The organism is Rhodoferax sp. SPJ4 (assembly GCF_058216275.1).
Genome location: NZ_JBYZMN010000001.1, coordinates 795237 through 809293, shown reverse-complemented (window position 1 = coordinate 809293; position 14057 = coordinate 795237). Strand labels below are relative to the sequence as shown.

Genomic DNA, 14057 nt, shown 5'->3' with positions numbered 1-14057 from the left:
TGCCCCGATGAACCCCACCCCCCGCCCCCAGGTCCCCGGCAAGGAAGCCATCGCGCTGCTGCCGCCGTTCGAGCGCCTGGGCCTGGCGCAGATCACGCTGGTGGCCGACGGCCCGCAGGCCCGCGAGGCGCGGGCCGCGCTGCTGGACGCGCCGGTGTGGGGCTTTGACACCGAGTCCAAACCCACCTTCGTCAAGCTGGAGGTGTCCGACGGGCCGCATGTGGTGCAACTCGCCACCACCGAGCGGGCCTGGGTCTTCCAGCTGCACGACACCGCCTGCCGCGACGCGGTGGCGGCGCTGCTGGACGCGGCCCACATCACCAAGGCCGGCTTTGGCCTGGGCGACGACCGCAAACGCATCGCCAGCAAACTGGGCGTCACCCCCGAGGGCGTGCTGGACCTGAACCATGTGTTTCGCCAGCGCGGCTACCGGCAAGAGGTGGGTGTCAAGGGCGCGGTGGCGGTGCTGTTCAACCAGCGCTTTGCCAAGTCGGGCAAGGCCAGCACCTCCAACTGGGCCGCCCCGCGCCTGAGCGAGGCCCAGCTGATGTACGCCGCCAACGACGCCTGGGCCGCGCTGCGGGTCTACCAGGCGCTGAGCCTGTCGCCGCGCACCGAGCCGGCCGCGGCCTGAACCCTTCAAGGATTTTTTCTCATGGCACGCACCAACCCCTGGGCCGACAAGGTGGCCGCCATCCTGCGCGGTGGCAACACCGCCGCGGCCATCGCACAGATCAAGGTCGCCCCCACCGTCAAGGACCTGATGGCGCTGCGCAAACTGCTGGCGGTGCCGCCACTGGCCGGGCGCTGGCCCGAGGTCGACGACGCGGTGACCGACAACCTGGCCCTGCTGTCGGCGCCCCGGCTGCACCGGGCGCCCTGACCCGCCCTGCCCTCAGTCGGGCGTGAACTGCGCCTGAAAGCGGGCCATGTCCTCGGCCAGCTCGAAACTCACCAGCTGGCCCATCTTGTGGTCGGCCAGCCGGCAGGCGGCGAACAGGCTGGATTTGCCCTTCAGGTGGAAGCTGGGCAGGTCGATCAGCGCATAGGGGTAAGGCACAAACAGCTCGTGCTCGAACAGCACCCGGTGCCGGTTGCGCGGCGACGGGAAGAGCTTGTAGTCGTCGGTGCTGAAGGCCTCAGCCACCGGCGACCTCCCTGGGCATTTTTTGCAATGGCTGCCAGCCGGCAAACTCCGGGTGCAAGCGGGCCACCACCGGGCCGTTGAAGTCCCAGGCCAGGCAACGACCCAGGTGGTAAGGCGGCTGGCCGTCGGCCACCACCGGCAGGCCGGCCTCGCGGCGCAGTCGCCACTGGTAGACCGGAATGGTCTGGTAGGCGGCGGTGGCCATGTTGAACAGCAGCTCGCGCAAATGGGTGCAGCCTTTCACGCCACCCAGCGCCCGCTCGATGGCCTGGCGCCAGCCCGGGCCCATCTTCACGCCCACCATGCGCTGCATGGGCGAGCCGCCCTGCTGGCATTCGTCGAACGGCGCCGACTCGGTGCTGCTGGCGATGGCCTGGATCACCAGCTCGTCGTCCACCGTGGCGCGGATGGTCATCGCGTGGATGGGGGTGCCGGGCGGCAGGTCGCCGCGCTCCGTGCCTTCGAGTTCATAGGCCTTGGTGTCGGTGAGTTCGGCCTCGATGTCCCACAGGCCGTCGGCGCGGTGGTAACCGCGGTAGACCACGGCACGGGTGTGCAAGGGGGTGCGCTCAGTGGGTTCGGGCAGCGGCATGGCGGGCACCAATCTCAGGGGAAACCCGTATTCTCTCAGCCTGGCGGATTTTCCGGCTGTCACCTGCGGGCAAGGCCCTGCCCACAGGCCCTCAGCCGCCGGCGCGCTTGGCCTTCAGCCCCTGCTGCACCAGCCAGGCCACCACCCGCTCGGCATGGTCGCCCTGCACCTCCAGCACCTGGTCTTTGACCGTGCCACCGGCGCCGCAAAAGGTGCGCAGGCGTTTGCCCAGCGCCTCCAGCGCCGCCGCGTCCAGCGGCAGGCCCCGCACCACCGTCACCGCCTTGCCGCCGCGGCCCTTGGTCTCGCGGCTGACCCGGGCCACGCCGTCGCCGGCCGGCACCGGCTTGGCCTGCTGGCACACACAGGCCGCCACCGGCTGGCGGCAGGCCGGGCACATGCGGCCGCTGTCGGTGGAATAGACCAGGCCGCCGCCCTCGCGTTTTTGCATCTGTGGTTCTCCTGGAAGCGCTGTCTCGCGCCTGACGCGGCGATTGTGCCCGGCCCGTTAGACTCCCGCCCCATGCAAAACACATTCAAGGCGGGCTGCCTCGCCATTTACGTTGCCAGCCTGGTGGGCGCGGTCTGGCCCTTCCCGACGGTGACGCTGGTGCATTACCTGGCGCTGGGCCTGCTGGCCATCCACACGCTGGAGCTGTTGGCGGTGCTGCGCCTGCTGCGTCGGCAGCCCGGCCCGCTGATCGACGGCATCACGCTGACGCTGCTGTTCGGCCTGCTGCACTGGGCCAAGCTCAAGCCGGGCGCACCGACCCGGCCCTGAGCCTCAGGCGCGCAGGCGGCGGGTGCGAAAGCTGCCCCAGCCGCTGTGCGCCACCGAGGCCAGAAAGGCCCACAAACCGCTCTCACCGGGGCGCGGCTGGCCGCCGTCACCGATGCGCTTGAGCTGGCGGGTGTACCACATCACCTCCATCATCGCGGCGCGGTCCACCAGGCCGATGCCGGTGCGGATGGGTTTCACCCGCTGCCGGCTGTCCTGGCCACGCAGCAGCGCGGCCGGGGCGTCGGGGTCGATGGCCAGCAACCGGGCCACACCCACCAGGTCCAGCGCGCCGCTGGCCAGCGCGGCGTTCATGCCGGCGGCGCTGCGGAAGCCCCCGGTCACCATCAGCGGCACCTTGACGGTGCGGCGCAGGCTTTCGGCAAAGTCCAGAAAGTAGGCCTCGCGGGCCGCGGTGGACGCCTTCTGCTTGGTGACCCCGGTCATGGCCGGTGCCTCGTAGGTGCCGCCCGAGACCTCGATCAGATCGATGCCAGCCTCGGCCAGCGCGCGCATGGTGTCGGCCGACTCGGCCTCGTCCATGCCGCCACGCTGAAAGTCGGCCGAGTTGAGCTTGATGCCCACCGGGAAATCCGGCCCCACCCGGCGGCGGATCTCGGCATACACCGCCAGCACAAAGCGGCGTCGCTTCTCGGCGCTGCCACCCCAGCCGTCGGTGCGCTGGTTGTGGTGTGGCGACTGAAACTGGCTCACCAGGTAGCCGTGGGCACCGTGGATTTGCACGCCGCTGAAGCCGGCTTTTTTGCAGATGGCGGCGCTGCGGCCAAAGCGCGCAATGACGTCCTGGATCTCGGCCTCGGTGGCCTCGTGCGGCGTGTCAAAAAAGGCCTGCAGGTCGGGCCGGAAGGGCACGGCCGAGGGCGACAGGTTGCGTGCGTTCAGGCCCTTGGGCGACTGCTTGCCGGGATGGTTGAGCTGCACCCACAGCGCCACGCCCTGGTCGGTGGCGGCGCGGGCCCATTGGCGCAGCAGCGGCAGATCGGCCTCGTCTTCGATCACCACGTTGCCCGGCTCGCCCAAAGCGCGGCGGTCGATCATCACATTGCCGGTCATCAGCAGGCCAATGCCCGACGCTGCCCAACGCCGGTACAGCGTGACCAGCCGGGGCGTGGGGTGGTTGTCGTAGGTGCCCAGGGCCTCGCTCATGGCCGACTTGGCCAGACGGTTGCGCAGCACGCTGCCGTTGGGCAGGGTCAGGGGTTGATTCAGCAGCGGCTGGGCAGTGGGCATGGCGGACTCGGTGAAAATGAAGGACGGGCTCAGCGCAGCAAGGCGCACAGCATGGCGAAGAACAGGCCCAGCTGGGCGCTCCAGAAGGTGGCGCGCAGCAACACCAGCGGGCCGCTGGTGCCCAGCAGATGGACCAGGCTCTGGCCCAGGCGGGCGTACAGCACCCAGGCGGCCAGCGGCGCGATCAATGCGGTCTTGTCGAGTGCGGCAGCGGCCAGCACGATGACGGCAAAGGCCGGCAGGTTTTCCAGGCAGTTGGCATGGGCGTCTTCGAGCCGGCGCATGAAGGCCGGGTCGGTGGCGGGCTTGGCACCGCGTGGCCAGTTGTTGATCGGCGTGCCGGTCACGAAGCGCAGGCCACGGTACAGCAGCACCGCGGCCACCAGCAGCAGCGTCCAGCCGGTGAAGCCCAGCAGGGCCTGAAGAGGGGTCATGGTCGGTCTCCGGTGTCGCGCCGCCCACCTCGGACGGCTGCGGCGCATTACAGCACCGGGCCGGGGTCGGCCACTGAGCCGTGGGTGACGCAGATGTAGACCAGCCCCTCTAAACCGCTGTGGTAGTGCGGGCGCTCAGAGCGCCCGGGCCAGCCGGGCCACGCCGTCGTTGATCTTGGCCACGTCGGCGGTGGCAAAGCTCAGGCGCAGGGTGGCGGGGTCCGGGTGGGTGGCGTAAAACGGCGCGCCGGGCACAAAGGCCACCAGCTGGTCGATGGCGCGTTTGGCAAAGGCGGCGGCGTCCTGGGTGTGGCCGTTGGCGCCGGTCAGCCGGGCCCAGAAGAACAGCCCGCCCTGGGGCTGGGTGAAGGCGATGGCCTCGCCCAGCTCGCGGGTCAGCGCCGCGCCCATGGCCTGGGCGCGCTCGGCGTAGACCTGGCGCACCTTGGCCAGCGTGGCCGGCATGCGGCCGGCCCGCAGGTAATGCGCGGCGGTGGCCTGGGCAAAGGTGCTGGTGTGGGCGTCGCTGAACTGCTTGCACATGGTGGCGCGGGCCAGCAGCTCGGGCGGCGCCACCATCCAGCCAATGCGCAGGCCGGGGCTCAGCACCTTGCTGAGTGAGCCGCAGTGCACCAGGCGCTCGCGGCTGCCCGGCACCTGGTCGCTCAGCGCCAGCAGGCTGGGCGGCGGTGGCGCACCAAAGTACAAATCACCATAGGGGTCGTCTTCCACCACCACCACGTCGTGCTGCACCGCCAGCGCCAGCACGCGGCGGCGGCGCTCCAGGTTCAGCAGCGCGCCGCTGGGGTTGCCAAAGGTGGGGATGAGGTAGATGAACTTGGGTTTGTGTTCGACGATCAGCCGCTCCAGCGCGTCGGTGTCCACGCCCTGCCCGTCTACAGGTGCACTCACCAGCTCGGCGCCGTAAAGCCGGAAACACTGGATGGTGGCGAGGAAGGTAGGCCCTTCGACGATGACCTTGTCGCCCGGGCTGATGAGGGTTTTGCCCAGCAGGTCCAGCGCCTGCTGGCTGCCGGTGGTGACGATCAGGCCCTCGGGCTTGACGTCGGCCCCCTTGGTCTGCATGAAGGCGCTGATCTGTTCGCGCAGCGGCTGGTAGCCCTCGGTGGCGCCGTACTGCAGCGCCGCACCCGGCTCCTCCCGCAGCGCGGCCTCGCTGGCCGCGCGGATGCCCTCGACGTCGAACATCGCGCTGTCGGGAAAGCCACCGGCAAAGCTGACGATGCCGGGCTTGCCCAGCAGCTTGAAAAGCTCACGGATGGCGGAGGTTTCGATCTGGTCGAGGCGGGAAGCGAATTGCATGGTGGGGCGGGCGTGAAGGTCGGGACAGAACTGCCCATTTTAGGGAGGGCCACCGCAAGCTCGCATCTCAGGGCCGCCGGGGCAAAGGCAGGGGCTGGCCCTCGGCGCTGGACGGCACCGGCAGGCCCAGGATGGCGGCCAGCGTGGGCGCGATGCCGCTCACCTCCACCCGGCCGTCGACCCGCCCCGGCGCCACCCAGCGCGGGCCATAGAAGGCCAGGGGCACCTGGGTGTCGTAGGCGTGGGGCGAGCCGTGGGTGGCGGCGTAGCCCGTGCCCACCATCCAGTTCGGCAGGATGGTGAACTGCACCTCGCCCGACACCTCGGGGTGCCAGGACTTGCGCATCGCGGCAAACAGCGGCGCGTCAGCGGCTGGCGGCGGATTGCCCAACAGCTCGCGACGGGTGTAGGCCGCGGCAATGCCGGGCTGGGCCAGCAGCAGGCGGCGGGCGGCCTCGGCCACCGCGTTGGCGTCAGTGCCGGTACTGGCGAGCAAGGCCTTGTTGAGCCACAGGCTGGAGGCCGAAAAGCGTGCCCATTCGCCGGGGCCGAACTGGGACTGCAGGCCGGCGTTCACCGGGGCCAGCGTGCGGCCCAGCGTGATGCGGGCGCTGGGCTGGCCGCGCCGCGCCAGGTCTTCCGGCGCCGGCATGAAGCCGTGGTCGGCGGTCAACACCACCAGGTGGCCGTCGGGCCCCAAGCGCGCATCAAGGTCGCGGAAAAAGGCCTGCAGCTGCCGGTCGAGCTGCAGCAAATGGTCGTGCGACAGCCGCGACTCGGCGCCAAAGGCGTGGTTCACGTAGTCATGGCCCGACAGGCTGATGCTCAGCAGGTCGGTCACGCCACGCTGGCCCAGGCGCTCGCCTTCGATGGCGGCGCGGGCAAAGTCCAGCGTCAGCGCGTCGGCAAAGGGGCTGCGCAGCAGCGCGGCGTAGAAGGCCGGCGTAGGCGCGGCCGCGTCGGCGTCGAGCATGGCCATGGGCAGCTGGCCGCCGGGGGCATACCAGGGCTGGTTATCGGGCAGCGAACGGGCGTAGGCCGCCTCGGGCAGCAGCGGCGTCCAGGCGGTTTTGAAGAAGCGGTCAGCCGGCCGGGCGGCATTGAAGGCCTCGACCCAGGCCGGGTGGGCCGCCATGTAGTGGGTGCTGGAGGCAAAGCGGCCGGTGCTGGCCATGTACATGTAGGGCGTGCCGCGCTGGCCGGCCGGCAGGATGGCGCCGCGGTCTTTGCCCGACACCGCCAGCACCTTGGAGCCGGGCTGGCGCTGCACCAGCACATCGCCCAGCGACTCGGCGCGCAGGTTTCTCGGGCTGGTGCCGTCCAGAGGCTTGGTGGGGTGGCCGATGTAGCGGGCGGCACTGTCGCTGGTGCAGTACACCGGCTCGCCGCTGGCCGGGTCACGCCAGTCGTTGCCGATGATACCGGTGCGCTGCGGCGTGGCGCCGGTGAGCAGCGTCGCATGGCCGGCGGCGGTGACAGTGAAGGCCTGGCCGTGGTGGGCCTGGGCAAACCAGGCGCCGCGGTTCAGCAGCCGGGCCAGGCCGTCGTGGGCCAGCTGGTCGCGGTAGTCGAGCAGCTGGCGCTGCGGCAGGCCGTCCACCACCAGCAACACCACCAGCTTGGGCGGTGCGGATGGCGCGGCCTGCGGCGTGGTGCAGGCCCCCAGACCCATGGCCAGGGCCAGCGCGCACAGCGCAGAAAAATGGCGGCGGGTCAGGCTCATGGTGGGCTCCGGAAAAAGCGTGGTGGGGGCGGTGGCAGCGGCGATTGTCACCCCGCACAGACCCTACACTGGGCGCCATGCGCAAGGACGATATCGCCCCCTTTTTTGCCACGCTGAAGGCCGCCAACCCGCAGCCCACCACCGAGCTGGAATTCACCACCGTGTTTGAGCTGCTGGCCGCGGTGCTGCTGAGTGCCCAGGCCACCGACGTGGGCGTGAACAAGGCCACGCGCAAGCTGTTTCCGGTGGCCGGCACGCCGCAGAAAATCCTGGCGCTGGGCCTGGCCGGGCTGGAGGAGCACATCAAGACCATCGGCCTGTACCGCAGCAAGGCCAAGCACCTGATGGAAACCTGCCGTATTCTGGTGGAGCAGCATGGTGGCGAAGTGCCACGCACCCGCGAGGCGCTGGAGGCCCTGCCCGGCGTGGGCCGCAAAACCGCCAACGTGGTGCTGAACGTGGCCTTTGGCGAACCCACCATGGCGGTGGACACCCACATCTTCCGGCTCGGCAACCGCACCGGCCTGGCGCCGGGCAAGAACCCGCTGGCGGTGGAACGCAAGCTGATGCAGCGCATCCCGGCCGAGTACATGGTGGACGCCCACCACTGGCTGATTCTGCATGGCCGCTATGTCTGCCAGGCCCGCAAGCCGCTGTGCTGGCAATGCGGCGTGGCCGCCTACTGCAGCTTCAAGCCCAAGACGCCGGCGCCCTGAGCGCGGGCTTCAGTGGCGACGGGTCGTGGGCCGGGTGCCGGCGGCCATGAACACCGTGTCAAGCCACAGCCGCTCCAGCTGCAGGCCGTCCAGCCGCTCGGCCAAATGGCTCCAGGGCGCGTCCAGCCCTTCGAAGGCCGTCACCGAATAACCGGCGGCCTGGCCCACCCACCAGTTGACCGGCCAGGCCCAGGCGTAAGCGCCGCCCCCCGCCCATTTGAGGCCGGTGGCCACCACCTGGCCGCCCGGCCGCAGGTGGGCCAGCACATGGGCCAGCGTGGCCGGTTGGCGCAGCACGTCGTGGGTGAAATGGAACAGCGCGGCATCGGCCTGGGCCGGCAACGCGGCCGTCGCGGCCGGGGACTCCACCAAGGTCACGTTGGCCCAGCCCTGCTCCGCCACCCGGGCCTGGGCCAGCGCCAGCATCTCGGGTGAGGGCTCCACCCCCACCACCCGGCCCCCAGGGCCCACCGCAGCCTGCAAGGCCGCCAGGCTCAGGCCGGTGCCACAGCCGATGTCGAGCACGGTGGCGCCGGGCCGCAGGCCCAGCCGGGCAATGGCCCGCACCCGCAGGGGCTCGAAGCTGGCCAGTTCCAGGTCGTAGGTGGCGGCGCGCTGCCGGTATTGGGCCAGCGCCTGCGGGTTGTCGCGGGCGCCCGTCGAGGGGGTCATGGGTTGCGAGGAGGTCAGTGGGTAATGACCACCAGCACGCTGCAGGGCGAATGCTCGATCAGCGCGCCCGACACCGAGCCGCGCCACCAGCGGGCGGCCCAGCCGTCGAGGTGCTTGTGGCCCACCACGATCAGGTTGGCGTCGATCTTGGTGGCGTAGCGGGTCAGTTCCTGGATGGTTTCGCCAATCAGCACCTCGCCGCTGGCGGTGAATCCGGCCTCGCCCAACCGGCGCAGGCCGTCGGCCAGCACCGCGTCGTAGCGGGCGCGTTCGCGGTCGGCCAGGGCCTGGTCGTACACCCCGCCCTCCAGGCTGACGATGCCGGTGGTGGCGGGCATCACCGCCACCAGAAACAGCTCGGAGCCGCTCCAATGTGCCAGGTCCCGGCAGTCGAGCAGGGCTTTTTGCCCCGGCTCGGTGCCGTCATAGGCCAACAGGATGCGCTTGTACACGGTGTGCCTCCGATTCATGCGCCCACGGGGTGAGCGATTCAAGTGAGGATAGACCGATTGCCGGGCCCGCACAACTGATCTGGCGCAAGGCAGGGGCATTTGCCAGGCGGTAGGTGCGCGCTCAGTCGGCGTCGAACTGCAGGCCCAGCTTCAGCACCCATTTGTCGTCGCTGCCCGCGCGCGGCCGCAGGGCCTGGCCCAGGCCCAGATTGAAGCGGCCGAAAGAAGCCTGTTTGTCCCACACCAGGTACAGCGTCTCGTTGCGCTGGCGGGGCACCAGCAGTTGCCGGGCAGGGCCCCAGTCTGAAAAATACTCCAACCCCACCTCGGTGCGGCCAGAGGCGCGCACCGCCCACTTGGCCGAGGGCTGGAAGCGCGGCGTGGTTTCCGGACCGCGCAGCGCCTTCTCCACCGAGGGGTTGAACACCAGCCGGTAACCGGCGCCGCGGTAGCCGATGATGGGGTTGACCTCCAGGTGCAAGGCCGTGTCATCCTCGTACACCGAGGCGATGCGCCCCAGCCCGCCCCGCACGCCCCAGAACCAGCCGCCGGCCTTGTCGTGCGGCGCCACGTACTGCAGCTCGACGGCCATGCCCTGCAGCTTGCGGGTGTGGGCGGTGTACACCGCGGGCAGCTCCAGGCCGATTTCCAGCCCTGGCGCCAGGCCGTGCGTCACCTCCAGCAGCATCTGCCCCACATGGCCGGTCGAGACCGCCGTGCTGCGCGGCCGGGCCACGGAAAAGGTGGTTTCCAGCTCCGTCTCGCCCGGTGCGGCAACGTCGTCGGCATACACCGTCAGTTCATACGGTGCGGCCTGAACCGCCGTGGCGGCGCACCAGACCAGGGTGAAAGCGAGCGCGGTGGGAGAGGTGTTTTTCAGCATGAGGTGGGCAACAAGGCCCTCCATTATTGGCTGGCCGTGTGCCCGCCCCCTGCCCTGCAACACCATGGCCCAAGCCATCGGCGTTGCCGGTTGAAACGCCGCGTGGGCCCGGGCTATTTGCGCTGGGCCAGATGCCAGGCCACCAGCGCGTTGGCGTGGCCATGGCCCAGTGCGTGCTCGGTTTTCAGTAGCGCCACCAGTTCCATGTGCTCGCGCGGCCCCGCCTGGGCCAGCACCTGCATCCAGTGCGCAATCGGCTGGCCGTAGGTCTTCTCGATCGACGGGAAGTACGAGGCCGGCCCGGTCACTTTGCCTTCGGAAGCCATGACGTCAATGCCCGGATGCGTTCACGCCGGCCGGTGCAGGGCGCAGAGCTTGTTGCCGTCGGGGTCGCGCACATAGGCCAGGTAGACCGCGCCCGCGGGCCCATCGCGCAGACCAGGCGGCGCCTCGATGGACACACCGCCATGCGCCACCGCCACGTCGTGGAACTGCTGCACCTGCTCGGGCGAGGTGCAGTTGAAGCCGATGGTGCCGCCATTGGCACAGGTGGCCGGCTCCCCGTTCAGCGGCTCGCTCACGCCGAACGACACGCCGTTGTGACGGTAGAACAGGCGCGCCTGCCCGGTGGCGTTCTGGTGGCGGAACGGCTCGCCCGCCCCTACCACGCCCAACACGGCGTCGTAGAAGCGCTTGGCTCGCGCGATGTCGTTGGTGCCGACCATGACGTGGCTGAACATGGGTGTCTCCTGATGGTTTGTGGGTGACAGTGCGGGTGGTTTGCTGGAGCGCCCGAGTGCTTGGTTGGCCCTGCATTCTGCAGCGAAGCCCGAGTAAGCCCGACCGTAGACAATGACTAACTTACTTTATCAAAGCGCTTTGATGGCCGATATCGACGCGACGGCTGCGGATTCCATGATTCGCCCGCCACACACGTGCGAGGAAACCACGGGGTTAGAGACCGCTTCAGGCTGGTTGCGGTCGTTCAGCAGATGCTTAACGAGCGACAGCTACCGACCCAAAGCGGACGGTCTACCTGATAAATAAATCTGACTGATTTCCCGCAGGCCCGAATTTAAGTGTCAAACCGGGTGCCATAGTCCACTTGCAGATCTTCAACGCGGATTCCTGAGGAATGAAATAGTGCTCCAAACGTACACCCTTCTATGTTCCCAGCGGAGTCATGTGACAGAGGTATTGGTAGGCCCTCCCTGGGATCAAACCGTCCAATGCATTCTCCGCTCACCTGGAAAGGACATCCGTTGAAAACGTTAAATTTAGAAAAGCCACATTCGATGCTATTGGTTTTGCGTGCGGACGCAGAAGGACTACCAAGTAACTGATCATTAAACGCTTGGTAGTGCAGCTCTCCAATCAGCTCTGTGACCATGTCGGCATTTACGGGTGATTGAGCCTGATAACGCCCCTCAACTAGCACCGCCGGAATGCGAAATTCCTCGAAGAGCTTCATGAGTTCAACTTCGGTGCCGGTGGGGTAGACCGAAATCCATGGTTGGTCGATCCTGAGTTCCACGGCTTTCTTCATGATGCGCTGCATAGGCGATATACCAGGATGGCGCTCAAGATCGATGAGTGCTTGCAATCGTTCAAAAAGAATCTGATTTAGCCCTTTGAATTGGCAGCTTTCTAGTAGCTGATCGCAGAATTCCACGTAGCGTTCTTGCCAGCCCCCTTCCATATCTATGATGATCTCTGGCGCAGCTGCGAGCGTATCGGTTAGCAAATGGAACCGCCATGAAGGGTTTGATGCCCGCCATTCATCTTCAGTAGAGGGTATCAGTGGCTTCCAACTTATCTGCAAAGAAAGATCGCACACAATGGGGAATAGCTCGCGGGCGGACTCTCCGCACCGCTCCACAAACCAATCGTATGCCGTGGTGTAAACATCAGGGATCCCCGATCTGTCCCATGCAACGTCCTGCGGCATTCCAAGGATCTGATTTGCGAAAGAGCGTTCAATGAAAAAGGCGTGACCTTCCAATATGTCCTTGGTACACAGCTCTCGTGCTCCCTTGGCTGTTGTGATCTCTGGGTTGATTCGCCAAGATTGAGTGATAAGCGTCAGCTTCAAAGCGTCAACTGTCTTGGCGCCGGGGATCGTGACGAACCGAGCTTGGCCTATCTTGTTCTGCTCCTCGAACACTTTGTAGAGGAAATGGGCGTTCTGGTGTATGTCCAAACTCGTATTGCAGTTGGCTAGAGGAATCCTTGGCCCGCCCATAGCCGGCCAAAGCTCTTGCCATTTACGGTGAGTAAAGCCTGAAGCTTGCCTGAAACTACTCCATTGAATATGGCCGTAACCTGTGAACAGTGTCTGAAAATAGTGAACGTGCTCGTGGACATATGTGAGCAAGTTCCCATTCGTTGCGGCTTCCGCTGTAAATTTCTCCGCCTTATCGAAAAGGCGCATTTCCATCCGAGGGGTAAAAAATGTGCCCAGGGTTGCATTAAGAAAGGAGTCCATTGCATTCCTACAATTTTTATGATGACCTCGGTCATGAAGCTGACGCAGAGTTTGTTTGGTCGCTGCGCTCACTTACATGACTGAGTGTGCCTTGACTTACTAGAGACCTACCTGCCCGTGAAACGTCCGCTTCGGGCCGGCAGCGGTCACCTGGCTTGTTGTGGCGACCGGCAGCAATCGCTGCATACCGGCCATCCCCACTGCCACTCCTGGCCTTATCCCCCCAAACAAAAACCGGTCTCCCGAACCATTCGGAAGACCGGTTTCAAGGGTCTGTTCAAACCGCGCCCACCGGGCGCAGCGTCAAACTCAGTTGCAGCCGCAACCACCGCCTTGCGCAGCCGCCGGCACGGCACAGCTGCCGCCTTGTGCCGCCGGCACCGCCTCGGGCAGCTGGCCGCCGCGCGGGTACATGCCCAGCTTCTTCATCAGCGCCAGGTCGTCCAGTGACTCGGGGTTGTCGGTGGTGAGCAGTTTGTCGCCGTAGAAGATGGAGTTGGCGCCGGCCAAAAAGCACAGGGTTTGCACGGCTTCGCCCATCTGGCGGCGGCCGGCGGACAGGCGCACGCGGGCGGTGGGCATGGTGATGCGGGCCACGGCGATGGTGCGCACAAACTCCATCGGGTCGAGGTCGGGCTGGTCGGCCAGCGGCGTGCCTTCCACCTTCACCAGGTGGTTGATGGGCACCGACTCGGGGTAGGGGCTGAGGTTGGCCAATTGGGCAATGAGGGCGGCGCGCTGGCGGCGGCCTTCGCCCATGCCGACGATGCCGCCACAGCAGACCTTCATGCCGGCGGTGCGCACATGGCCCAGCGTGTCCAGCCGGTCCTGGTAGTCGCGGGTGGTGATGATCTGGCCGTAAAACTCGGGCGCGGTGTCGAGGTTGTGGTTGTAGTAGTCCAGGCCGGCGTCGGCCAGCGCCTGGGCCTGGCTTTCTTCCAGCATGCCCAAGGTGCCGCAGGTTTCCAGGCCCAGCGCCTTGACGCCGCGCACCAGCTCGCTCACCTTTTCGATGTCGCGGTCTTTGGGGGCGCGCCAGGCCGCGCCCATACAGAAGCGGGTGGCGCCGGCCTGCTTGGCGGCGCGGGCGGCGGCCAGCACGTCGGCCGGCTCCATCAGCTTGGTGGCTTCCACGCCGGTGTCGTAGCGGGCGGCCTGCGGGCAGTAGGAGCAGTCTTCGGGGCAGCCGCCGGTTTTCACCGACAGCAGCGTGGCGAACTCGACCTCGTTGGGGTCGAAGTTTGCACGGTGCACGGTCTGGGCGCGGTGCATCAGGTCAGACAGCGGCAAGGCCATCAAGGCCTCGACGGCGGCCACCGTCCAGGGCGCGGCGCCCTGTTTTTCAGCCTGCTGAACCGCGGCCATTGCTTGCACTTCGGTGGAACCCATAGACACTCCTGAATGAAAGATGAAGGGGCAAGGCACCCGGCCCTGTTGGGGCAACAAGGGAACCTCTGGCCTGGCGCGCCATGCGCTTCGCTGGCATCGCCTCCGCCCCGGCATGTTGCCTGGGGGCGGGACACATAGGCGGCCAATCTGGCACCGATTGGTGCCAGCGGCACGGTGGGTTTCACCGTCGACCGCCGCGTGCCAGACAGGGA

At 67.3% G+C, this 14057-nt stretch carries 18 protein-coding genes; 4 read left to right on the top strand and 14 right to left on the bottom strand.

What is annotated here, in order from left to right; genetic code table 11:
- Positions 1–7 precede the first annotated feature (7 nt).
- Both AC4BAR_RS04035 and AC4BAR_RS04030 read left to right on the top strand, forming a co-directional pair.
- Complete coding sequence (locus tag AC4BAR_RS04035; RefSeq protein WP_490626521.1) at positions 8–634, top strand: 3'-5' exonuclease; 627 nt, start codon at positions 8–10, stop codon at positions 632–634.
- 21 nt (positions 635–655) lie between these two features.
- Entirely contained in the window at positions 656–883 is a 228-nt protein-coding gene (locus tag AC4BAR_RS04030; protein WP_490626520.1) for a hypothetical protein, read from the top strand.
- Between the two features lie 12 nt (positions 884–895).
- Here the strand turns inward: AC4BAR_RS04030 and AC4BAR_RS04025 are convergent, their stop codons facing one another.
- The 3 genes from AC4BAR_RS04025 to AC4BAR_RS04015 all read right to left on the bottom strand — a co-directional run bounded on the left by AC4BAR_RS04025 (position 896) and on the right by AC4BAR_RS04015 (position 2190).
- Positions 896–1147: a hypothetical protein gene (locus AC4BAR_RS04025; RefSeq protein WP_490626519.1), complete on the bottom strand. Its 252-nt coding sequence runs from the start codon at positions 1145–1147 to the stop codon at positions 896–898.
- Positions 1140–1706 carry a DUF2889 domain-containing protein gene (locus AC4BAR_RS04020; RefSeq protein WP_490626518.1) on the bottom strand — a complete coding sequence of 189 codons (567 nt, stop codon included), beginning with the start codon at positions 1704–1706 and terminating at the stop codon, positions 1140–1142. Before AC4BAR_RS04020 ends, AC4BAR_RS04025 begins: the two co-directional genes overlap by 8 nt.
- 124 nt (positions 1707–1830) lie before the next feature.
- A complete protein-coding gene (locus tag AC4BAR_RS04015; RefSeq protein WP_490626517.1) occupies positions 1831–2190 on the bottom strand; it encodes a translation initiation factor Sui1 in 360 nt (119 codons plus the stop codon).
- A gap of 72 nt (positions 2191–2262) precedes the next feature.
- Here AC4BAR_RS04015 and AC4BAR_RS04010 point away from each other — a divergent pair, with 72 nt between their 5' ends.
- Positions 2263–2520: a hypothetical protein gene (locus tag AC4BAR_RS04010; protein ID WP_490626516.1), complete on the top strand. Its 258-nt coding sequence runs from the start codon at positions 2263–2265 to the stop codon at positions 2518–2520.
- A 3-nt stretch (positions 2521–2523) separates the two neighbouring features.
- Here AC4BAR_RS04010 and AC4BAR_RS04005 read toward each other — a convergent pair whose 3' ends face one another.
- The 4 genes from AC4BAR_RS04005 to AC4BAR_RS03990 all read right to left on the bottom strand — a co-directional run bounded on the left by AC4BAR_RS04005 (position 2524) and on the right by AC4BAR_RS03990 (position 7248).
- On the bottom strand, positions 2524–3768 hold the full coding sequence (locus AC4BAR_RS04005) for an NADH:flavin oxidoreductase/NADH oxidase family protein (RefSeq protein WP_490626515.1): 1245 nt from the start codon (positions 3766–3768) through the stop codon (positions 2524–2526).
- A gap of 29 nt (positions 3769–3797) precedes the next feature.
- On the bottom strand, positions 3798–4202 hold the full coding sequence (locus AC4BAR_RS04000; RefSeq protein WP_490626514.1) for an MAPEG family protein: 405 nt from the start codon (positions 4200–4202) through the stop codon (positions 3798–3800).
- A 135-nt stretch (positions 4203–4337) separates the two neighbouring features.
- Positions 4338–5525 (bottom strand): aminotransferase-like domain-containing protein, encoded by a 1188-nt coding sequence (locus AC4BAR_RS03995; protein WP_490626513.1) that lies wholly within the window; start codon positions 5523–5525, stop codon positions 4338–4340.
- Positions 5526–5592: 67 nt separating this feature from the next.
- On the bottom strand, positions 5593–7248 hold the full coding sequence (locus AC4BAR_RS03990) for an alkaline phosphatase family protein (RefSeq protein WP_490626512.1): 1656 nt from the start codon (positions 7246–7248) through the stop codon (positions 5593–5595).
- A 77-nt stretch (positions 7249–7325) separates the two neighbouring features.
- Between AC4BAR_RS03990 and nth the strand changes: the two genes are divergently transcribed.
- Entirely contained in the window at positions 7326–7964 is a 639-nt protein-coding gene (nth, locus tag AC4BAR_RS03985; protein WP_490626511.1) for an endonuclease III, read from the top strand.
- Between the two features lie 9 nt (positions 7965–7973).
- On the opposite strand, the gene AC4BAR_RS03980 is transcribed toward nth, so the two are convergent.
- The 7 genes from AC4BAR_RS03980 to bioB form a co-directional block, all read right to left on the bottom strand.
- Positions 7974–8636 (bottom strand): class I SAM-dependent methyltransferase, encoded by a 663-nt coding sequence (locus AC4BAR_RS03980; RefSeq protein ID WP_490626510.1) that lies wholly within the window; start codon positions 8634–8636, stop codon positions 7974–7976.
- 14 nt (positions 8637–8650) lie between these two features.
- Positions 8651–9088, bottom strand: a complete 438-nt coding sequence (locus AC4BAR_RS03975; RefSeq protein WP_490626509.1) for a universal stress protein — start codon at positions 9086–9088, stop codon at positions 8651–8653.
- A gap of 121 nt (positions 9089–9209) precedes the next feature.
- The gene (locus AC4BAR_RS03970) at positions 9210–9971 is read right to left on the bottom strand and encodes a hypothetical protein (protein WP_490626508.1); all 762 of its coding nucleotides are present in this window, start codon (positions 9969–9971) and stop codon (positions 9210–9212) included.
- A 113-nt stretch (positions 9972–10084) separates the two neighbouring features.
- Entirely contained in the window at positions 10085–10297 is a 213-nt protein-coding gene (locus AC4BAR_RS03965; protein ID WP_490626507.1) for a DUF4287 domain-containing protein, read from the bottom strand.
- Positions 10298–10318: 21 nt separating this feature from the next.
- On the bottom strand, positions 10319–10711 hold the full coding sequence (locus tag AC4BAR_RS03960; RefSeq protein WP_490626506.1) for a VOC family protein: 393 nt from the start codon (positions 10709–10711) through the stop codon (positions 10319–10321).
- Between the two features lie 335 nt (positions 10712–11046).
- Positions 11047–12456: a hypothetical protein gene (locus AC4BAR_RS03955; RefSeq protein WP_490626505.1), complete on the bottom strand. Its 1410-nt coding sequence runs from the start codon at positions 12454–12456 to the stop codon at positions 11047–11049.
- A gap of 309 nt (positions 12457–12765) precedes the next feature.
- Positions 12766–13821, bottom strand: a complete 1056-nt coding sequence (gene bioB, locus AC4BAR_RS03950; protein WP_490627187.1) for a biotin synthase BioB — start codon at positions 13819–13821, stop codon at positions 12766–12768.
- Positions 13822–14057: the final 236 nt, after the last annotated feature.